Annotated in this window: 14 protein-coding genes; 5 read left to right on the forward strand and 9 right to left on the reverse strand. The window is 44.7% G+C overall.

The window, feature by feature from the left end; all coding sequences use genetic code 11:
• The first annotated feature begins 49 nt into the window (after nt 1–49).
• Nucleotides 50–1426 (forward strand): sensor histidine kinase, encoded by a 1377-nt coding sequence (locus HC643_RS16860; protein WP_336604375.1) that lies wholly within the window; start codon nt 50–52, stop codon nt 1424–1426.
• Nucleotides 1427–1436: 10 nt separating this feature from the next.
• On the opposite strand, the gene HC643_RS16865 is transcribed toward HC643_RS16860, so the two are convergent.
• Nucleotides 1437–2234 (reverse strand): ZIP family metal transporter, encoded by a 798-nt coding sequence (locus HC643_RS16865; protein ID WP_237265897.1) that lies wholly within the window; start codon nt 2232–2234, stop codon nt 1437–1439.
• Nucleotides 2235–2449: 215 nt separating this feature from the next.
• On the opposite strand from HC643_RS16865, the gene HC643_RS16870 reads away from it, so the two are divergent.
• The 3 genes from HC643_RS16870 to HC643_RS41410 all read left to right on the forward strand — a co-directional run bounded on the left by HC643_RS16870 (nt 2450) and on the right by HC643_RS41410 (nt 8706).
• Nucleotides 2450–4735, forward strand: a complete 2286-nt coding sequence (locus tag HC643_RS16870; RefSeq protein ID WP_038082826.1) for an FUSC family protein — start codon at nt 2450–2452, stop codon at nt 4733–4735.
• A gap of 202 nt (nt 4736–4937) precedes the next feature.
• Nucleotides 4938–5171 carry a helix-turn-helix domain-containing protein gene (locus HC643_RS16875; RefSeq protein ID WP_038082860.1) on the forward strand — a complete coding sequence of 78 codons (234 nt, stop codon included), beginning with the start codon at nt 4938–4940 and terminating at the stop codon, nt 5169–5171.
• A 13-nt stretch (nt 5172–5184) separates the two neighbouring features.
• Nucleotides 5185–8706, forward strand: a complete 3522-nt coding sequence (locus HC643_RS41410; protein ID WP_050045889.1) for a PAS domain S-box protein — start codon at nt 5185–5187, stop codon at nt 8704–8706.
• 314 nt (nt 8707–9020) lie between these two features.
• Here the strand turns inward: HC643_RS41410 and HC643_RS16895 are convergent, their stop codons facing one another.
• The 7 genes from HC643_RS16895 to HC643_RS16925 all read right to left on the reverse strand — a co-directional run bounded on the left by HC643_RS16895 (nt 9021) and on the right by HC643_RS16925 (nt 15204).
• A complete protein-coding gene (locus tag HC643_RS16895; protein ID WP_038082824.1) occupies nt 9021–10412 on the reverse strand; it encodes an NAD(P)/FAD-dependent oxidoreductase in 1392 nt (463 codons plus the stop codon).
• Between the two features lie 90 nt (nt 10413–10502).
• A complete protein-coding gene (locus HC643_RS16900) occupies nt 10503–10742 on the reverse strand; it encodes a hypothetical protein (protein ID WP_038082822.1) in 240 nt (79 codons plus the stop codon).
• A 38-nt stretch (nt 10743–10780) separates the two neighbouring features.
• The gene (locus HC643_RS16905; RefSeq protein WP_038082856.1) at nt 10781–11449 is read right to left on the reverse strand and encodes a cytochrome c oxidase subunit 3; all 669 of its coding nucleotides are present in this window, start codon (nt 11447–11449) and stop codon (nt 10781–10783) included.
• Nucleotides 11450–11486: 37 nt separating this feature from the next.
• Nucleotides 11487–13148: a cytochrome c oxidase subunit I gene (locus tag HC643_RS16910; protein WP_408019833.1), complete on the reverse strand. Its 1662-nt coding sequence runs from the start codon at nt 13146–13148 to the stop codon at nt 11487–11489.
• A gap of 13 nt (nt 13149–13161) precedes the next feature.
• Nucleotides 13162–14082 carry a cytochrome c oxidase subunit II gene (locus HC643_RS16915; RefSeq protein ID WP_050045891.1) on the reverse strand — a complete coding sequence of 307 codons (921 nt, stop codon included), beginning with the start codon at nt 14080–14082 and terminating at the stop codon, nt 13162–13164.
• 25 nt (nt 14083–14107) lie between these two features.
• Nucleotides 14108–14713 (reverse strand): DUF2231 domain-containing protein, encoded by a 606-nt coding sequence (locus HC643_RS16920; protein WP_038083943.1) that lies wholly within the window; start codon nt 14711–14713, stop codon nt 14108–14110.
• A complete protein-coding gene (locus HC643_RS16925; RefSeq protein ID WP_038083941.1) occupies nt 14710–15204 on the reverse strand; it encodes a DUF2231 domain-containing protein in 495 nt (164 codons plus the stop codon). Before HC643_RS16925 ends, HC643_RS16920 begins: the two co-directional genes overlap by 4 nt.
• A gap of 506 nt (nt 15205–15710) precedes the next feature.
• Here HC643_RS16925 and HC643_RS16930 point away from each other — a divergent pair.
• Nucleotides 15711–15851 (forward strand): hypothetical protein, encoded by a 141-nt coding sequence (locus tag HC643_RS16930; protein WP_153021470.1) that lies wholly within the window; start codon nt 15711–15713, stop codon nt 15849–15851.
• Nucleotides 15852–15876: 25 nt separating this feature from the next.
• Here the strand turns inward: HC643_RS16930 and HC643_RS16935 are convergent, their stop codons facing one another.
• Nucleotides 15877–16119 (reverse strand): ATP-binding protein, encoded by a 243-nt coding sequence (locus tag HC643_RS16935; protein ID WP_408019834.1) that lies wholly within the window; start codon nt 16117–16119, stop codon nt 15877–15879.
• Nucleotides 16120–16354: the final 235 nt, after the last annotated feature.

The raw sequence follows: 16354 nt of genomic DNA on the forward strand, positions 1-16354 counted from the left end.
GAATTTAAGATTTTGGATTTCGGATTTTAAATTTTAGCAGGCATAAAACATGATGAAGTGGTCTTTTGAGGGAAAGTGGATTGCAGGTGGGTTTGGTCTCGCAATGGCAGTTATGGCTGTCATAAGTGGTATTTCTTACCAAAATGCAACTAGTTTAGAAAAAAGCACAGACAAAGTCAAACAAAGTCATGAAGTGCTAGAAACTCTAATTGGCATTACTGCCACCTTAAATGATGCTGACTCAGGGCGACGCGGTTATATTCTTTTGGGAGATAAGTCAGAGTTAAAGCGTTACTATCAGGCAACTCAAACAATCGAACTAAAACTTAAAAAATTGCAAAAATTGTTAGAAAACAATATCAAAAGTGACGAACAGATAACAAAGCTAGAAGCCCTTCTACAACAAAGAATTGCTATTGCCCAAAAGTCTATTGAACTTTACCAAAAAGGTAATTATTTTACACCAGATCAGACCACTCTCGCCGCTTCTAGCAAGCGCAATTTAACCGAACTGCAACAAATTATTGACCAAATGCAGCTTGAGGAAAAACAGGCACTAGAAGTGTGGGTGCAAGAATTTCAGTTCATCATTCAGTCTAGAATGCTAATTGAAATATTAGGAACTTTTTTCACTTTTGCTATTCTATTTGGGGTTTACAGCCAACTCTATCGACAAATGAATAAGCGCCAGCAAGCAGAAAATCTTAAAAACAAGCTAGCTCAAGAAAAAGAACTAGGTGAACTCAAGCTTCAGTTTTTCTCCATGGCTTCTCATGAATTTCGTACTCCTTTAAGCGTGATTTTAGGTTCGGCACAACTTTTGGAAGAAAGCCTTCAGTTAATCGTTGAAAAGCAGAAACTCAAAAATCTTTATCGCATTCAATCTTCAGCTAAATTAATGACTCAACTGCTCTCAGATATTCTAACTTTAGCAAGAGCAGAAGCGGGAAAGGTGGAGTACAAACCCGAACTCGTGGAAATGCAAACTTTTTGTCTTAATTTAATTGAGGATATGCAAATTATGAGTCCCTCTCAGTCTGTTATTAGGTTTGACAAACAAGGAAACTGCACTCACGCTAGAGTCGATGAAAAGTTACTTTACTCTATTCTGAGTAACCTACTTTCCAACGCTATTAAGTATTCTCCTCAAAGTAAAGATGTTTATTTTACTTTGAAATGCGAACCTGAAGCAGTGACATTTCAAGTGAGAGACTTTGGCATTGGTATTCCAAAAGAAATTCAACAAGAATTATACGAGCCTTTCAAGCGAGGCAGTAATGTGAAAGGAATTCTCGGTACGGGATTGGGGTTAGCCCTGGTGAAAAAATGTCTGGATTTGCACCAGGGAGAAATTTTTGTTGAGAGTGAGGTGGGAGTGGGAACTCAATTTACTGTCGTCATTCCACAAAATCAAATCAAAGTGTAAGGTCTAATTTTCAAGCGAGTTTGCTCAGGACAAAAGCAGCCAGAAATCCAAAGACGACGATGAGTCCAGCAAAATCATGTGCTTGCTCGAAAGCTTCTGGAATCATAGTGTCTGTAATCATTGCCAAAATAGCACCTGCAGCTATAGCAGTCGTTGCAGCAATAACTTCTGCCGAAAAGTGACTGAACAAAGCATAACCCAGAAGCGCTGCTATACCAGAGATCATGGCGATACCTCCCCACACGCCAAAGATGTAAGCCGTTGAACGTCCTGCTTTTTTCATACCGGCGGCACTCGAAAGTCCTTCAGGAACATTAGACAGAAACACAGCCGCCACCGTAACCCAACTGACAACTCCTCCGCCAATCATGCTCACACCAATTACGATAGATTCAGGAATGCCATCTAGTAATGCGCCTACGGCGATCGCCAGTCCGCTGCCACTGTTTTCCTCTTCCGATGGCTGTTGTTTGCCCGATCTCTTGCGATGCTTCGCACCTTGATGGGATAGAAACCATGTGGCAGCCGTATACACAACTGCACCACTTACAAATCCGAACGCTGTTGAGTCAAAGCCACCACGCTTATAAGCTTCATCCATCAGTTCAAACGCCAGTGCCGAAATAAGCACGCCAGCACCAAAAGCCATAACTGCGGCGATCGCCCGTTGAGGAATTTTGGCATAGTAACCTATCGCAGAACCCAAAAGCAGCGCTGAACCACCAACCAAACCCCAAAACCCTGCTTGCAACCAAAGTGGAAACATGAGATATACTAATTCACTGCCCTCAATTATTGACCTTGACATTGTTAATTATTTCAAAGGTGCCATAGCACAATGAAACTAGCGTCAACCGAAAGCAGTAATATTTTTACTCTTGAAAAAAAATAGAAATATTATCTAAAAATCAATCTCAAAACTTGTAGTTAAATCCCCTCAAAAGGCATATTCCTTCATAGAGTGAGCTACCGCTAAAATTCTCTAAGAGGCGATCTCAATATTTTCCAGTCGCCAGATGAATAATGTCATTTACAGATCGACATCCTCTCAATTGGTTGTTGCAGCAGTTTCAACTCAAGCCAGGTAAGCCCAATATTTCTTCTGGATTGCGTAGTCTTTTTATACTGAGTGTCCCTGTTGCAGTTGGAATCATAACTAGTCATGCTGCTGCAAGTGCGATCGCCACCATGGCAGCTTGGTTCGTTGGTATGGTAAATGTTGATGGAACCTACCGCCAAAGAGCAACTGCAATGATAGCAGCTACGATTGGGACCACTGTAGTGTTTCTCATAGCGAGTCTGGTAAGCAGTCATCTTTGGTTAGCTGTCCCAACGACATTCCTTGTAATCTTTGTAACGGGCTTAGCGGGTTTGTATGGTAGCGTAGCTGCATCCGTAGGTTCGATCGTTTCGATCGCGTTTGTCGTCTCGCTTGCTCGATTCGCTTCATTTTCCAACTGGTCTACTCTCATTCAACACTGTGCTCTGTGTCTGGCTGGTGGAACATGGACAACCGTATTGTCATTAGGACTGTGGGCGGTGCTTCCTGATGTATCTCCAATGCAGAAAGTCGCTGACTGCTATCTCTCGTTAAGTAAATTTGCAGGCTTGGCAAGCGAGAGAGCATTGAACCCAAAGGATCTTCAGGAATGGGCACAGCGATTTTTGCAAGCTCAAGATACCGTCATTCAAGATATGACATCTGCTCGTAGCATTTGGACAACGATGTGGACTGTACAAAAAGGAGCGAACCTACGGGAAAATCACCTACTCTTGTTGATTGAGGATGTCAATAAAATTGTCAATTCTGTTGCAGCACTAAGCGAACTGTTAGCAATTGCATCTGAAGGTCAATTATTTTCTCAATTACAGAAGGAAATTCAGCAAGGAATAGAACAGTTGGCACTTGCTCTGCAAATGCTATCAAAAGCGATCGCCAAAGGAAAAAACTTCGTTGACTTGGGGGATTTGGATCGGACGATTGAAGCGCTGGAATACCAGTGGCAAGTTCTCCGCACTCAAATCCGCAATCAAATCATAAAAGTTCAAACGGAAGAATATTCCGAGGTCGTCAATTTGAGGAAGATAACCGTCAGTCTGACAAACCTAGCACAGCAAATTCACACTGATGCAGAGCTTGTGACAGATTTAAGACAGGGAAAACCACTCAGCATTGCTCAAGGGGATATTTCTCCCCCAGCCCAATCAGAACGGACTTCAATTATTGACATCCTGCGAAATAACTTTACTTTTGATTCAGTTCTGTTTCGTCATGCGTTGCGCTTGGCATTGATAACAACATTTGCCGAATTACTTGCCTCTCTCTTGCAACTACCTAGAGGTTATTGGATAACGCTCACAGCGTTAGTTGCACTTAAGCCTAACTTTGGTGGAACGTCTGAGACAACAGTACAAAGAGTCATTGGTACTATTTTGGGTGGCATTATTGGGATGGCTCTCGTTTTACTCATTAAGAATCCATTGGCAATCGCAGTCTGTTTCTTGGTGCTCGTATTTGCTGCTATGTCTGTGCGAGCATTGAGCTACAGCTTATTTATCACACTGCTCACTCCTGCGATCGTAGTGCTACTTAACGTTATTAGTGCAGGTGGCTGGAAGGTTGGAGTACTGCGAATCTTTGATAGCCTAGTTGGAGGTGTCTTAGCACTGCTTGGAAGCTATTTACTTTTCCCAAGTTGGGAACGACAGCAACTTCCCGTACAACTAGAGAAAACAATTCGAGCCAATCTTGCCTACTTTCAACAGGTCATTGCTAACTATCTTCATCTGGAACGGAATGGATCTGCTAACTCTATCAATACGCTACGCTATCAAGCAGCACTAGAGAACATCAACGCGACCGCCGCTGCTGAACGATTGTTTAGCGAACCCCGTCACGTTCGGGGAGAAATTGAGCCTGTCATGACACTGATGATATACATTCGTGGCTTTTTCAGTTCAGTGACAACTCTGGCAGAACATCTGCGGGAATTTAGCGGTGAATACCAATTTACCGAACTCAAACGACTTGCTGATACTATTGTTCGAGTTTTGGAAAACTTAGCAGATGCCCTTGTGCAGAGACAACGACCCCAAGAGTTACCCGCACTGGATATCTATCTTGAAGCAATTCACGACCAAATTGCACAGCTACATGCAGCTCGTTTATCAGAAATCGCCAAAAATTCCAACACTTTAACTCCTACATTACAAGCCGTTCGAGAACAAACTCCTCTATCCATAGAACTGGATCGAATTGTTAATGAAATCAAGGTTATGCATTGTGTCATTACCCGTCTGCAACAATAATTGGGAAGTCCTCTTTGTCTTCCTTGTCTCCCTTGTCCCCCTTATCTGATACCGTTGGCGAAATATTGCTTAACATAAAAACGGCAGATTTTCCGTGTAATACATGGAAATGACAGATCTATCTTCTATACCTAGCGATAGAAAGAAAAAGGTTATATCACATGGTATATCTAATAAGGCTGCATTCGACCGTTCGTGCGTTATGCCTGTAATCGACCAATCAGAGCTAGCAGATCTTGTGCGTGAAACCCGAAAACGCCTGGGACTCTCGCAGGTCAAGTTTGCTGCAACGTTAGGAGTTTCTTTTCAAAGCGTGAACCGCTGGGAAAACGGACGGACAAAGCCCTTACCGCTCGCGTTGAAGCAGATTGAGCACTTGCTGTATGAGATGGGTGATTCTGGCAAGGATCTCTTAGTCAAGTACTTTTCAGAGTGAAGACGGAGACTGTATGACAGACCGTTTCCAAAATCACTCTGTTTTTTCCGAAGAGGAGCTATCTCAAAATAGCAGTGGGGCGATCGCCGAAGCCGATGTTCTGATGACTGCGGTGCTGATGGAGCGTCCAACAAGACAACCCGATTTAGTGGCAGAAAACCAAGCTTTGCGGACGCTGTCTCAACAACTGATGGAAGAGCCGCAGTCCCTGCTCAGAACGCTAGTGCAGATTGCCAAGGATCTGTGCCAAGCCGATACAGCCGGAGTTAGTCTTCTAGAGACTGTACCGGGTGGTACTTCTGTCTTTCGCTGGGTGGCGATCGCTGGGTCATTGAAATCCTTAGAGCAAACGACCACACCAGCCAACTTTAGTCCTTGTGGCACAACGATCCGTTGCGGTTGTCCGCAGCTCTACGCGTATCCCGAACGCTATTTTACCTATTTGTATCATCCCCAATTACCCATCGTTGAGGGATTGCTGTTTCCACTGTACGTGAACAATCAACCGCTCGGCACCATCTGGATTGTTTCTCATCACGAGCAGCGACAGTTCGATCGTGAAGACCAACGGTTAATGACCAGTCTTACGGGATTTACTGCCGCTGCGTTGCAGAGTATTCATCTGCGGCAGACGGCACAGGAAGCATTGCGGCGAGAGCAGGAAATCCGCACGCAGCAAGAACAAGCAGAAACGTCGTTGCGCCAAAGTGAGGCATTCAATCAGCAGATCCTAAACAGCAGCGATGACTGCATCAAAATATTGGATTTGTCAGGGCGGCTCTTATATATGAATCAAAGGGGGCAAGCGTCGATCGGCATTCAGGAGATGGACCCGTTCCTGAACACTGCTTGGGTTGAGTTCTGGCAAAAGGCTGACGACAGACAAGCAGCGTTAGATGCTCTTGATATGGCAAAAGCAGGTGGAGTGGGCAATTTCCAGGGCTATTGCCCCACTCTGGCTGGCGAACCAAAGTGGTGGGATGTCAAGCTGACTCCGATTCGGGGGGCAGAGGGGCAAGTTGAACGGTTGTTGTGCGTCTCACGGGACATCACTGAACGCAGGCGAATTGAAGAGGAAGGTCACAAAAATCAGGAGCGCTTATCCGCAATTTTTTCACAAGCCGCAGTAGGACTGTGTGAAATCTCACTTGAGGGTTATTTCCAGCGGGTCAACGACGAGCTTTGTAAGATGCTGGGGCGCTCGCGTGAGGAGATGCTGAGTGCAAGCGTACCTGATGTTACCCACCCAGATGATGTACTCAAAAGCCTCCAGGCTCTTGAACAACTGATTGAAACGGGCCAGCCAGTCTCGTTCGACAAGCGCTACCTGCGTCCAGATGGAACGATTGTCTGGGCAAACAGCAGCCTCAAGAGCCTCGACAACGAGCAGGGTCGTCCACGCAGTGTACTGGCAGTCACCGTCGATCTAAGCGGTCGTAAACGGACAGAAGAAATTTTGCGACGAACTGCCGAATTGGATGCCTTCCGTATCTCTCTGGCTGATGCCCTCCGCCCGCTCACCGATGCTTCAGAAATTCAAGCGATCGCCGCTCGCATTTTGGGTGAATCTTTGCAGGCAACTCGTGTCATTTACACTGAGATAGTGTCAGATGGTGAGGAGGTCATCGTTCATCGCAACTACACCAATGGTGTAGCTCAGTTGAGTGGACGATACCGTTTGGAAGACTACCGACGTAACCTAACCGTCGATCATCAGGCTGGACACCCCCTGGTTGTAACCGACATCCCCAATAATCCGAGATATACGGATGCCCAGAAGGCGAGATACCGCGAACTTGATATTGCCGCGCACATTGATGTGCCACTGATTAAAAACGATCGATTCGTCGCTCTGCTTGCAGTTCATCAATCCACGCCGCGTCAGTGGACCGAAACCGAGGTCAAACTAGTTGAAGAAACCGCAGAGCGAACCTGGGCAGCCGTTGAACGTGCTCATGCCGAAGCCGCCTTGCGCGATAGCGAAAACCGCTTCCGGATGGCGATTGAATCTGCCCAATTAGGTACCTGGGACTGGAATCTCGTCACCAATCAACTAATTTGGGATGAAGGGTGCAAAGCTATGTTTGGTTTACCCCCCGAAGCTAAAAGCAGCATTGAGGTCTTTTTTGCTGGGCTGCATCCTGACGATCGCGATCGACTAGAACAAGTGGTGCAATGGACTTTGAACCCAGCCAGCAGCGGTAAATATGACGTAGAGTATCGCACGCTCGGGATTCAGGATGGAGTTGAACGGTGGATTGCGGCAAGAGGGCAGGCTTACTTTGATGTGACTGGTAAACCACAGCGCTTCGTCGGCACAGTCCTCAATATCACTGAGCAAAAACGTATTGAGGCAGAACGAGAACAACTCCTTGCCCGCGAGCAAGCCGCACGCGCAGAAGCCGATCGCGTCAACCGGATCAAAGATGAATTTCTGGCGGTGTTGTCCCATGAATTGCGATCGCCCCTCAATCCGATTCTGGGTTGGTCTACTTTACTCCTGGGTAAAAAACTAGATGAAGCCAAGACTGCCCAAGCGCTAGCAACGATTCAACGCAACGCCAAGCTGCAATCTGAACTGATTGAAGACCTTTTGGATGTATCCCGGATTCTGCGCGGTAAACTTAGCCTGAATGTGGCTGTAGTTAATCTTGTTTCCATTATTGAGGCGGCAATGGAAACAGTACGGCTAGCAGCCCAAGCCAAATTAATTCAAGTAGAAGCAAGCTTTGCACCGGATGTGGGTCTGGTTTTGGGTGATTCCACTCGGTTGCAACAAGTGATTTGGAATCTCCTCTCAAATGCGGTGAAGTTCACGCCCAACGGGGGTCGGGTAAACATTCGATTAGAAAGTCTTGACTCCTATGCCCAGATTACAGTGAGTGATAACGGGCAGGGAATTGAGCCTGACTTTCTGCCCTATGTGTTTGACCACTTCCGTCAAGCGAATGCTGCAACCACGCGTCAGTTCGGTGGACTGGGGTTAGGGCTGGCTATCGTGCGGCACTTAGTTGAATTGCACGGGGGCACAGTTGGGGTTGAAAGTTTAGGGGTGGGAATGGGTGCAACCTTTACCGTCAGGCTTCCACTCATGCCGACACAGGCAACCGCCAATCAGAACAGTCGCTCGTCAGAGTCATCTTTTGATTTGAACGGTATTCAAGTTTTGGTTGTGGACGATGAATCGGATTCACGGGAATTTGTTGCCTTTGTGTTAGAGCAAGCTGGAGCAGACGTGATAACAGCAACGACTGCCGATGAAGCATTGAAAATGTTAATGCAATCGCAGCCGGATGTACTGCTCAGTGACATTGGGATGCCAGACACCGATGGCTATATGCTGATACAACAAGTGAGAGCGTTGCCAAAAGAGCAGGGCGGACAAGTAACAGCGATCGCCCTTACTGCCTACGCTGGGGATTTTAACCAACAACAGGCACTCTCTGCTGGGTTTCAACAGCATGTGTCAAAACCAGTGGAACCAGAGGTGTTAGTCAGGGCGATCGCCAGTTTGCTCAGTCATACTAAGTGTTGAGCAGAAAGCTTTCCATTGTATGAGTGAGGCAAGCAATCTACTCTCAGATATTTAATACCACAAGCGCAAAACAGCCTGTTGGTTTGCCACCGACTTCAGAACTTGAAATTTTACGCGCTCGCGTTTTGTCCCAACTGAAATTAGGTTATCTTGCATCTGGGTATAAAACTGCTCAGAAGGTTCTCAATCATTTCATGACTAAACTAATCGGTTCAGTTTAGCTGTTTGGGGAATTCGCCAACGGTATCCTTATCTCCCTTGTCCCCCTTATCCCCCTTATCCCCCCTGTTCGGCTCTCAAATAGGATTGCTATATTAAATCTTAATCTCCTCGTCTTCTTGTCCTCTTCGATCTTCGTCGCCCAACATTTTTAATAATTTTCGAGCAGCTAAAACGCCCACAACTCCAGCACCAATGAATTCTACTGCTTGTACCACTTTTTTCCCTACATCATGAGGGTCAAGGTGACGGTGAAAAATCTCTTCATCGAGCCATTCAGTCGTGGCTTTGAAATCATGGATTGGCGTTGGTAGTAATGTTAAATAAGTGCCTTGACGGATTAAGTGCGCGGGTTCACCTGCCACTTCAAAAACATTAAACAAGTTAGCTGCTGCATCATTTATTCCTAATTTTAAGAGAGTTCCGCGAATATTAACCTTAGCAGGTTTAAGTTCTTCTCCTAATGCTAAAGCTTTCAAATTACTAGCAATATTAGCTCCTTGTTGATAAGCGACTTGCGCTGTAGGCGGTAATGAATTATCCCCAACTCCTACACAATCACCACCTGCAAAAACTTCTGGAAAGTCTAGCAGTTGCATAGTGGAAGTCACTAGGGGACGTCCGTGACGATCCTGATGTTCTTTAGGAATTGGTAAGTTTTGAATCAAGGGATGAATGGAAGTGCCGGCTGTCCAGATTGTAGTGCTTGCTGGCAGTGTCTTAACTTGATTGTTGCTTTTATATTCAATTGCGTTAGGTTGAACAGCAGTAGCTTCTGCTCCGGTAAGGATTTCAATTGATAAGCTACGGTTTTGTAATTCTTTCTCGGCAATTACGCGCAGGGGATCGTTAATATCGCCTCCAAGGATTTTTTCACCGTGATTGAGTAAGAGCACCCGGATTTCATCAGGATTTCCTCCTAAAGCGCTATACCAGTGCGGGAGAAAATCAGCTAAGGTAGCTGCCATTTCCACGCCGGAAGCACCACCACCAACCACGACTGTTGTTAACAATGTCCGACGTTGTTCGGGATCGTCAGTTTGAACTGCTGTTTGCAAACAATCGCGTAAATGACGCTCGAGAGCGATCGCATCAGCTTGTGTCCAGAAAGGAAATGCGTACTCTTTCGCACCTTCAACTCCGTGGTATCCAGTCACGCTACCTAAAGCTAACACCAAGTTGCTGTAGTTGTAGGTGTTTCCTGAAGCTAATTTGACTTCCTGTTGATGCAAATCTATTGATTGAACTGTATCTTGTACAAAAATGATGCCACTCCCTTTCAGTAATTCTGAAAAACGCGGTACCACTTGAAAAGTATCCATTTCACCATCGAAATACTCATAAAGTAATGGTTTAAAACAAAAGCGTTCGTTTTTATCGATCAGAATAACAGAGCGAGGATAATGTTCGCGAGCGAGGTGTAAAGCTGTAAATAACCCTGTAAAACCACCGCCGACTATCACAGTTTGATACACTGGGCTGTTCATAAAATCATCTCCAAGAGATCAATTCTCTTTTATTGAAATTCATATTTGTCTTTCTCTCCCAAAGAAGCAGAGAAAGACTTTATAGAAACTCTACAGCAACAAAAAGAAAGCAATTAAAATGATGCTGAGAAAAAAAGCAAATCCAATAGCGTATTCAACTCTGCGGCTAAAAAATCCGACAGCAGCAACAACAGTAATGACCAACCCGATAATAGCAACGTACTGCGTTTTTTGTAACCCGTGTGCAATGAGTGGATCTTTGTTAACATCGGGCGGTGGAGTTTCTTGAATTGCTTTTTGAGATTCTAATTTTTGTGCTAATACGTACATAAATTCACCTTGGTAAATAATTTGAAGCTCTGAATATTTTATGCCTGCCACAGGTAGAGAAGTGAAAATAAAAAGACCCAAATAATATCAACAAAGTGCCAAAATAAAGTGGTGGCGCTTACACCAAAGTGACCTTTATTGTAATTACCGCGTCTAAAGGAGCGAACAAGCATAGTTATCTGTAGAAGAACACCAGTAAGAACGTGCAGACTGTGGAAACCTGTCAGCAAGTAAAATGTTGAACCTACCAGCCCCGTACTTAAACCAAAGTCAAGGTTGCTCCATTCAATTCCTTGAGCAATTAAGAAATAGGTTCCCATGGCGATTGTTATTAGCCACAGCCAGCGAAATTTGTTTAGTTTCCGACGCTTGAGAGCATTTTCTGCTGGTTGGATAACGAAACTGCTAGAAAGTAACACTACCGTATTAGCGATGGCAAAGGTAGACAATTCCGGACCAGAAACCCCAGATGGGAGCCAACTGTTTGAGTGTGTCAATCGCAGGGTAACGTATGTGAAAATCAAACTCAAAAAAACGATGCTTTCTGACAACAAGAACACGGTAAACCCAAACATTCCTTTGCCGTGATGGTCTTCAGCATTTCCACCACCACTTGGTAAAAAACGCTTCAGCCAATTTGGTAGATATTGTCGCCACCGCTCAAAACGGATAGGACTTTCATCTATATGAATAACGCGACGGTTCATTGTTCTTTTTTTCCACTCAATTCCAACTGCCCAATCTTTAAGGTTCTGACTCAAGAACATCAGTGGGTTCCACGACAGAATATTTTGGATCGCCATAGTCGTAAGGAGGTCTTTTCACAACAGGAATCTCTTCAAAATTATCTGGTGGTGGTGGCGAGGTTGTTGTCCATTCCAAGCCCGTAGCGTGCCAGGGATTATTCGTTGCCTTCTGTCCGTAGAGCCAGGAACCAACCATATTGGCAATAAAGGGCAGTATGGAGACTCCCAGCAAGAATCCTCCAAGACTGGCAATCTCGTTCCATCCTTGATACTGGGGGTCATAAGAAGAAATGCGCCGCCGCATTCCCTGTAAACCCAGTGGAAGCATGGGGAAGAAAGTCAGGTTAGCACCAATGAACGTCAACAAAAAGTGCAGCTTACCCCAGCCTTCAGCATACATCCGTCCAGTCATCTTAGGAAACCAAAAGTAAATGGCAGCAAATATTGCCATCGTGATGGTGTTAAAGACAATGTAGTGGAAGTGCCCCACGACAAAGTAGGTATTGTGGACGTGAATATCAAATGGCGCAGCTGCAAGCATAACACCAGTGACACCGCCAAGAAGAAACATAGCTGCACCTCCCATCGCAAATAGCATGGGTGTCTCTAAGTGCAGCTTACTCTTCCAAACTGTAGCCGTCCAGCCAAATGCCTTTACACCAGTGGGCACAGCAACCAACATTGAAGTGACCATGAAGAACATTCTCATCCAGCTAGGGGTCGCACTTGTAAACATATGATGCACCCAAACAAAAATACTGACTCCAGCAATTCCCAGCGTGGCGATCGCCAACGAGCGGTAGCCAAATAAAGGGTTGCGGGAAAAGGCAGGCAAAACCTCTGCAAAAATACCGAAGGCTGGTAGTGCCATGATATAAACTGCTGGGTGGGAGTAGAACCAGAATAAATGTTGGTAAATAATAGGATCGCCGTTTTCTAAAGGCTTGAAAAAAAGCGTTCCGAAAGATAGGTCAAATAATAGTAGTATTAATGCACCCGTCAGGGCAGGCAAATTAACCAGCTGCAACAACTGGGCACTCAGAGCTGACCAAACAAAGACAGGCATCCGGAAAAAGGTCATCCCTGGCGCACGCATCCAAAAAATGGTTGTCACAAAGTTAACAGCTCCCATAATCGAAGAGATGCCAATAAGTACTAAGCTCACAATCCAAATAAATTCACCGTTGATTGGCTGACCGGGAGGAATTTGCAGACTCACTGGTGGATAGGACCACCAGCCGGATTGTGCGGTGCCATTAGGCAGTAAGAAACTAGATAGTAATAAAATACCCCCTGGTGGAATCATCCAAAAAGAGATGGCATTGAGCAACGGAAATGCCATATCCCGCGCTCCAATCATGAGAGGTACCAAGTAGTTAGAAATACCCGCATTAAATGGGATAATCCATAAAAAAATCATGATTGTCCCGTGCAAGGTGAACAAGCCGTTGAACAGGGGGCGATCGACTACATTTGATTCAGGCGTAATCAGTTCGGCACGGATAACCATCGCCAACAGTCCGCCCACTAAGAAAAAAATGAAACTGGTTACTACATACTGAATTCCGATTACCTTATGATCGGTGCTGAAACTGAAGTATCGTCGCCAGTTATTAAGTGACTCATCTTGAGATATTTCAGACTCTCTATCCTCAGTCATATTTCCAGTAGAATTATGTGTCATTCATTACTTTCCTTTCAGTTGCAATAGGAGGTTGAGTCGGTGCAACAGTGTACCAGCCGCTCCTAAAGAATGTTTTTGGTGGTTGGGTATGCTCGGCGATCGCCTGCTCGTTGATGGTTGTTGGTTCGTGTTCTGCTCGGGCAAGCCATCGGTTATATTGCTCGAGGGATTCAACGTGTACGTTAGTCTTCATCAAAGCAAAATAAGTACCGCTGAATAGAGAATCTTTTAAATGGTACGTGCCCGTGCGAGTAGGTGTTAGCACGATCTCAATGTTGCGTCCGGGGACAATATACTGCTGCAAGCGGAACTCAGGGACGTAAAAACTGTGGAGCACTTCTCGGGCATGCAAGTTTAGACGGGTGCGGCGATTAACCGGGAGGTGCAATTCATGACTGGTCACATTGTTAGGGTAGCGGAAAGACCAATCCCACTGCTTTGCGAAAACATCAATAGTTTCCACATTGGGTTTGGGTTTATCATCGCTAGAGATGGCATAAGCTGGTTCAGATTCTAGAGGCACATGCAAATGTACAATTTGCTCTAAACCCAGAATATTTAATTGCTGATAAATATTGAACCCTTGAAAAGCGATCCACAACACCAGCACAGTTGGAGTTGCCGTCCACAGAATCTCCAGCCTGATATCACCTCTAGATGGGTGTCCTTCGCTGTAGTCATGCTTGGATGCTCGGAAGAAAAGTACCGAGTACACCATCATCCCCACAAGCCCAAGAATAATAAATGCGCCAATTGAGACTAAGAAGCTAAATAGACTATCGACCTTTTGGGCTTCTACTGTTGCCTCAAGTGGCATCCACGAATATGCTTGCTGCCCAATCCAATGGCTGACGCCGAGCAACACTGCAATATAAACAACTATTAATAGATATTCCAGAAACCTAACCATAATACTTACAGTGTTTCTCGTTTAACTATTTAAGCACCAAGTTTGGGTTGATACCCTGTTGAAGTAACTTAGCAGCGGTCACGTGAATGCCAAATTCCTCTCCCAATTGTGCCCCTAAAGTTCCATGGACATATAAAATACCCAGTATCGCGATACCTACCACCAAGTAACTCCACTGCACTTGCCTCGAAGTTTCCTTCCGCCAGTAGTAGCGTTGCAAACCTCTCCATACAGCCATTCCCACGATGATTCCCAACAGTAAGACACCACCCAAACCATGCAAAAGCATCGTCCAAGAAGCACTTAATCCCCAAGCACTCTCTCGATCGATAGTTGGGTTGGCTAGCAGCAACTCAAAAAAACCTGCAGCAACAGTGAAAAATGTGATAGTGGCTGCTCCTGCAAGATTGTACCAGCCAACATCAAAGAAACCAGAACGGATGGCAGCCAGACCTAAAAATTTGAAGATTGGTCGTTCTATGGCAAAAAGCGCTCCTGCTATATCAAATAATATCGCAATAATAAATAAACCTAAGGTCAGATGCACTAGTTTTGGATGCATGGGAATTTCGTAAGGCAACCCGTTAGCACCCAACTTCAACCCCAAAGTATCTATAAGTTGTGAGTTCATGTCGAAATTCCCCGCTTCATGGCTTCAACGACAGGCTCTACGTGCAACCCATACACCCAAAATAGCTTGCTCCCCAAATAGACTTGCAAGAAAACAAGGCAAATTAAAAAGGTTGCAACACCAAGGTAAGCAGGCGGTACCTTCAAGGGATTGCGATTGCGAATCACAAAACGCCAAGCTGCAATAGCGGCAACAATCGCCCCAAGCGCCCAACCCATAAGCGTGTGAAAATTGAGTGTTGGCTGAACTGCTTCATAGACTTGTGCCAGACCCGCTTCAAACTGTCCAAAAATTATTGCTACAAAAATCGCGATCGCCGCGACAAACATATTCCAGAACCCTACCTCAAACAAACGCACGTTGTGGCTAAAATAACCTGCCACATCGCACAAGAAGGAAAACAACACCATTGCAATTACGAAATGGACAATGATGGGGTGTAGGGGATCGGGGTACGGGAGATTTTGGCTATTAAGTGGTAGAGCGGGCATCGCTTTCTCCTTAAGATATCCAGATTCTGCGATCGCTTAATTTTGCTAAAAAAACAAAATTAATTATGAGATTTTTCTTATATATTTGCTTTTAAAAGTGCTCTCCAAAAAACTCTCTCATTTAGAAAGATTGCCTAACTAATAGAACAAAAACACTATCTTAAGGTTGATTTAGAAGAAAAATTAAAATTTATTTTTTGTTGCTTGCATTACATAATTATTGGATTTTATAAAAATTCATCAATGGAACAGCGATCGTGAGATCGATTTTTTATTTGGAAAACAAGTGCTGCTAGCTTCATGTTTTTAAGATTTCATACAATTATGAAAATAACATGAAATTTTTCTAACCCTTTGGACAGAAGTTGCTATTCAAGCTGCTGATGGCATCATTAGGAATTGCCACACAGCAACACTGGTTAGTAGTCGCGGCTCTATTGATTGGCTGTGTCTGCCTCGTTGAAATTGTAAATATTTGTGCTCTCCGTCCCGATCGTGCATGAACCATGCATCAGTTTGTTCCAATGGGAACCAAGGTAAGCTTTGGTTCATTTACAGGTCCGGTGGAGTGGCAGATCGATACTCTAACTCATATACTGACCTGTCACATCACCCTCCGTGTTGGGGAACGATCGCTTTTACCCTAGCAACTCAAGATGAGTCAGCCGAATCTTATCCTGACCCCAACGAAGCATTGACATCCACAATCGCCGGAGCGATCGCTAAACCTAAACCCGAACCACCCTTCTTACGGGAGCGATCGACTCGATAAAAGCGAGCGAAAATTTGCTGTTGATTTTCTAGTGCAATACCAACTCCTGTATCTTGAACTTTGATAAGGGCGTAAAACTCATTTTCTTCCAAAAAAACAATAACTTTTCCTCCACTAGGTGTGGATTGAATTGCATTAACAATTCAGTTAGAAATTAAGAGAATTAAGCTGACATTAACTTTACCTTTGCAAGAAATTAATATTTAAATAGTAAGCTGAATTCGGCAAAGTGATAGGGAACACCTTGAAGCGGTAGGAAAGTCCGGAGGTTTTCGTGCTTGGCTCTGAATCATAGCTGAATCTTAGATGTTACCTAATCCTAATAACGTCTCAATTCTGGTATTGAATCGCTAAGTTATATACGATCCTCGGCTTTTT

Origin of the sequence: Tolypothrix bouteillei VB521301, from assembly GCF_000760695.4 — a bacterium.
Lineage (GTDB): Bacteria > Cyanobacteriota > Cyanobacteriia > Cyanobacteriales > Nostocaceae > Scytonema > Scytonema bouteillei_A.

Bases quoted from the DNA above. Each gene is read 5' to 3' on its own strand.
- HC643_RS41410 (WP_050045889.1), top strand. From the start codon at position 5,185: ATGACAGACCGTTTCCAAAATCACTCTGTTTTTTCCGAAGAGGAGCTA.
- HC643_RS16920 (WP_038083943.1), bottom strand. From the start codon at position 14,713: ATGAACTCACAACTTATAGATACTTTGGGGTTGAAGTTGGGTGCTAAC.
- HC643_RS16910 (WP_408019833.1), bottom strand. From the start codon at position 13,148: ATGACTGAGGATAGAGAGTCTGAAATATCTCAAGATGAGTCACTTAAT.
- HC643_RS16915 (WP_050045891.1), bottom strand. From the start codon at position 14,082: ATGGTTAGGTTTCTGGAATATCTATTAATAGTTGTTTATATTGCAGTG.
- HC643_RS16860 (WP_336604375.1), top strand. From the start codon at position 50: ATGATGAAGTGGTCTTTTGAGGGAAAGTGGATTGCAGGTGGGTTTGGT.
- HC643_RS16905 (WP_038082856.1), bottom strand. From the start codon at position 11,449: ATGAACCGTCGCGTTATTCATATAGATGAAAGTCCTATCCGTTTTGAG.
- HC643_RS16895 (WP_038082824.1), bottom strand. From the start codon at position 10,412: ATGAACAGCCCAGTGTATCAAACTGTGATAGTCGGCGGTGGTTTTACA.
- HC643_RS16930 (WP_153021470.1), top strand. From the start codon at position 15,711: ATGCATCAGTTTGTTCCAATGGGAACCAAGGTAAGCTTTGGTTCATTT.
- HC643_RS16875 (WP_038082860.1), top strand. From the start codon at position 4,938: ATGCCTGTAATCGACCAATCAGAGCTAGCAGATCTTGTGCGTGAAACC.
- HC643_RS16870 (WP_038082826.1), top strand. From the start codon at position 2,450: ATGTCATTTACAGATCGACATCCTCTCAATTGGTTGTTGCAGCAGTTT.
- HC643_RS16865 (WP_237265897.1), bottom strand. From the start codon at position 2,234: ATGTCAAGGTCAATAATTGAGGGCAGTGAATTAGTATATCTCATGTTT.
- HC643_RS16925 (WP_038083941.1), bottom strand. From the start codon at position 15,204: ATGCCCGCTCTACCACTTAATAGCCAAAATCTCCCGTACCCCGATCCC.
- HC643_RS16900 (WP_038082822.1), bottom strand. From the start codon at position 10,742: ATGTACGTATTAGCACAAAAATTAGAATCTCAAAAAGCAATTCAAGAA.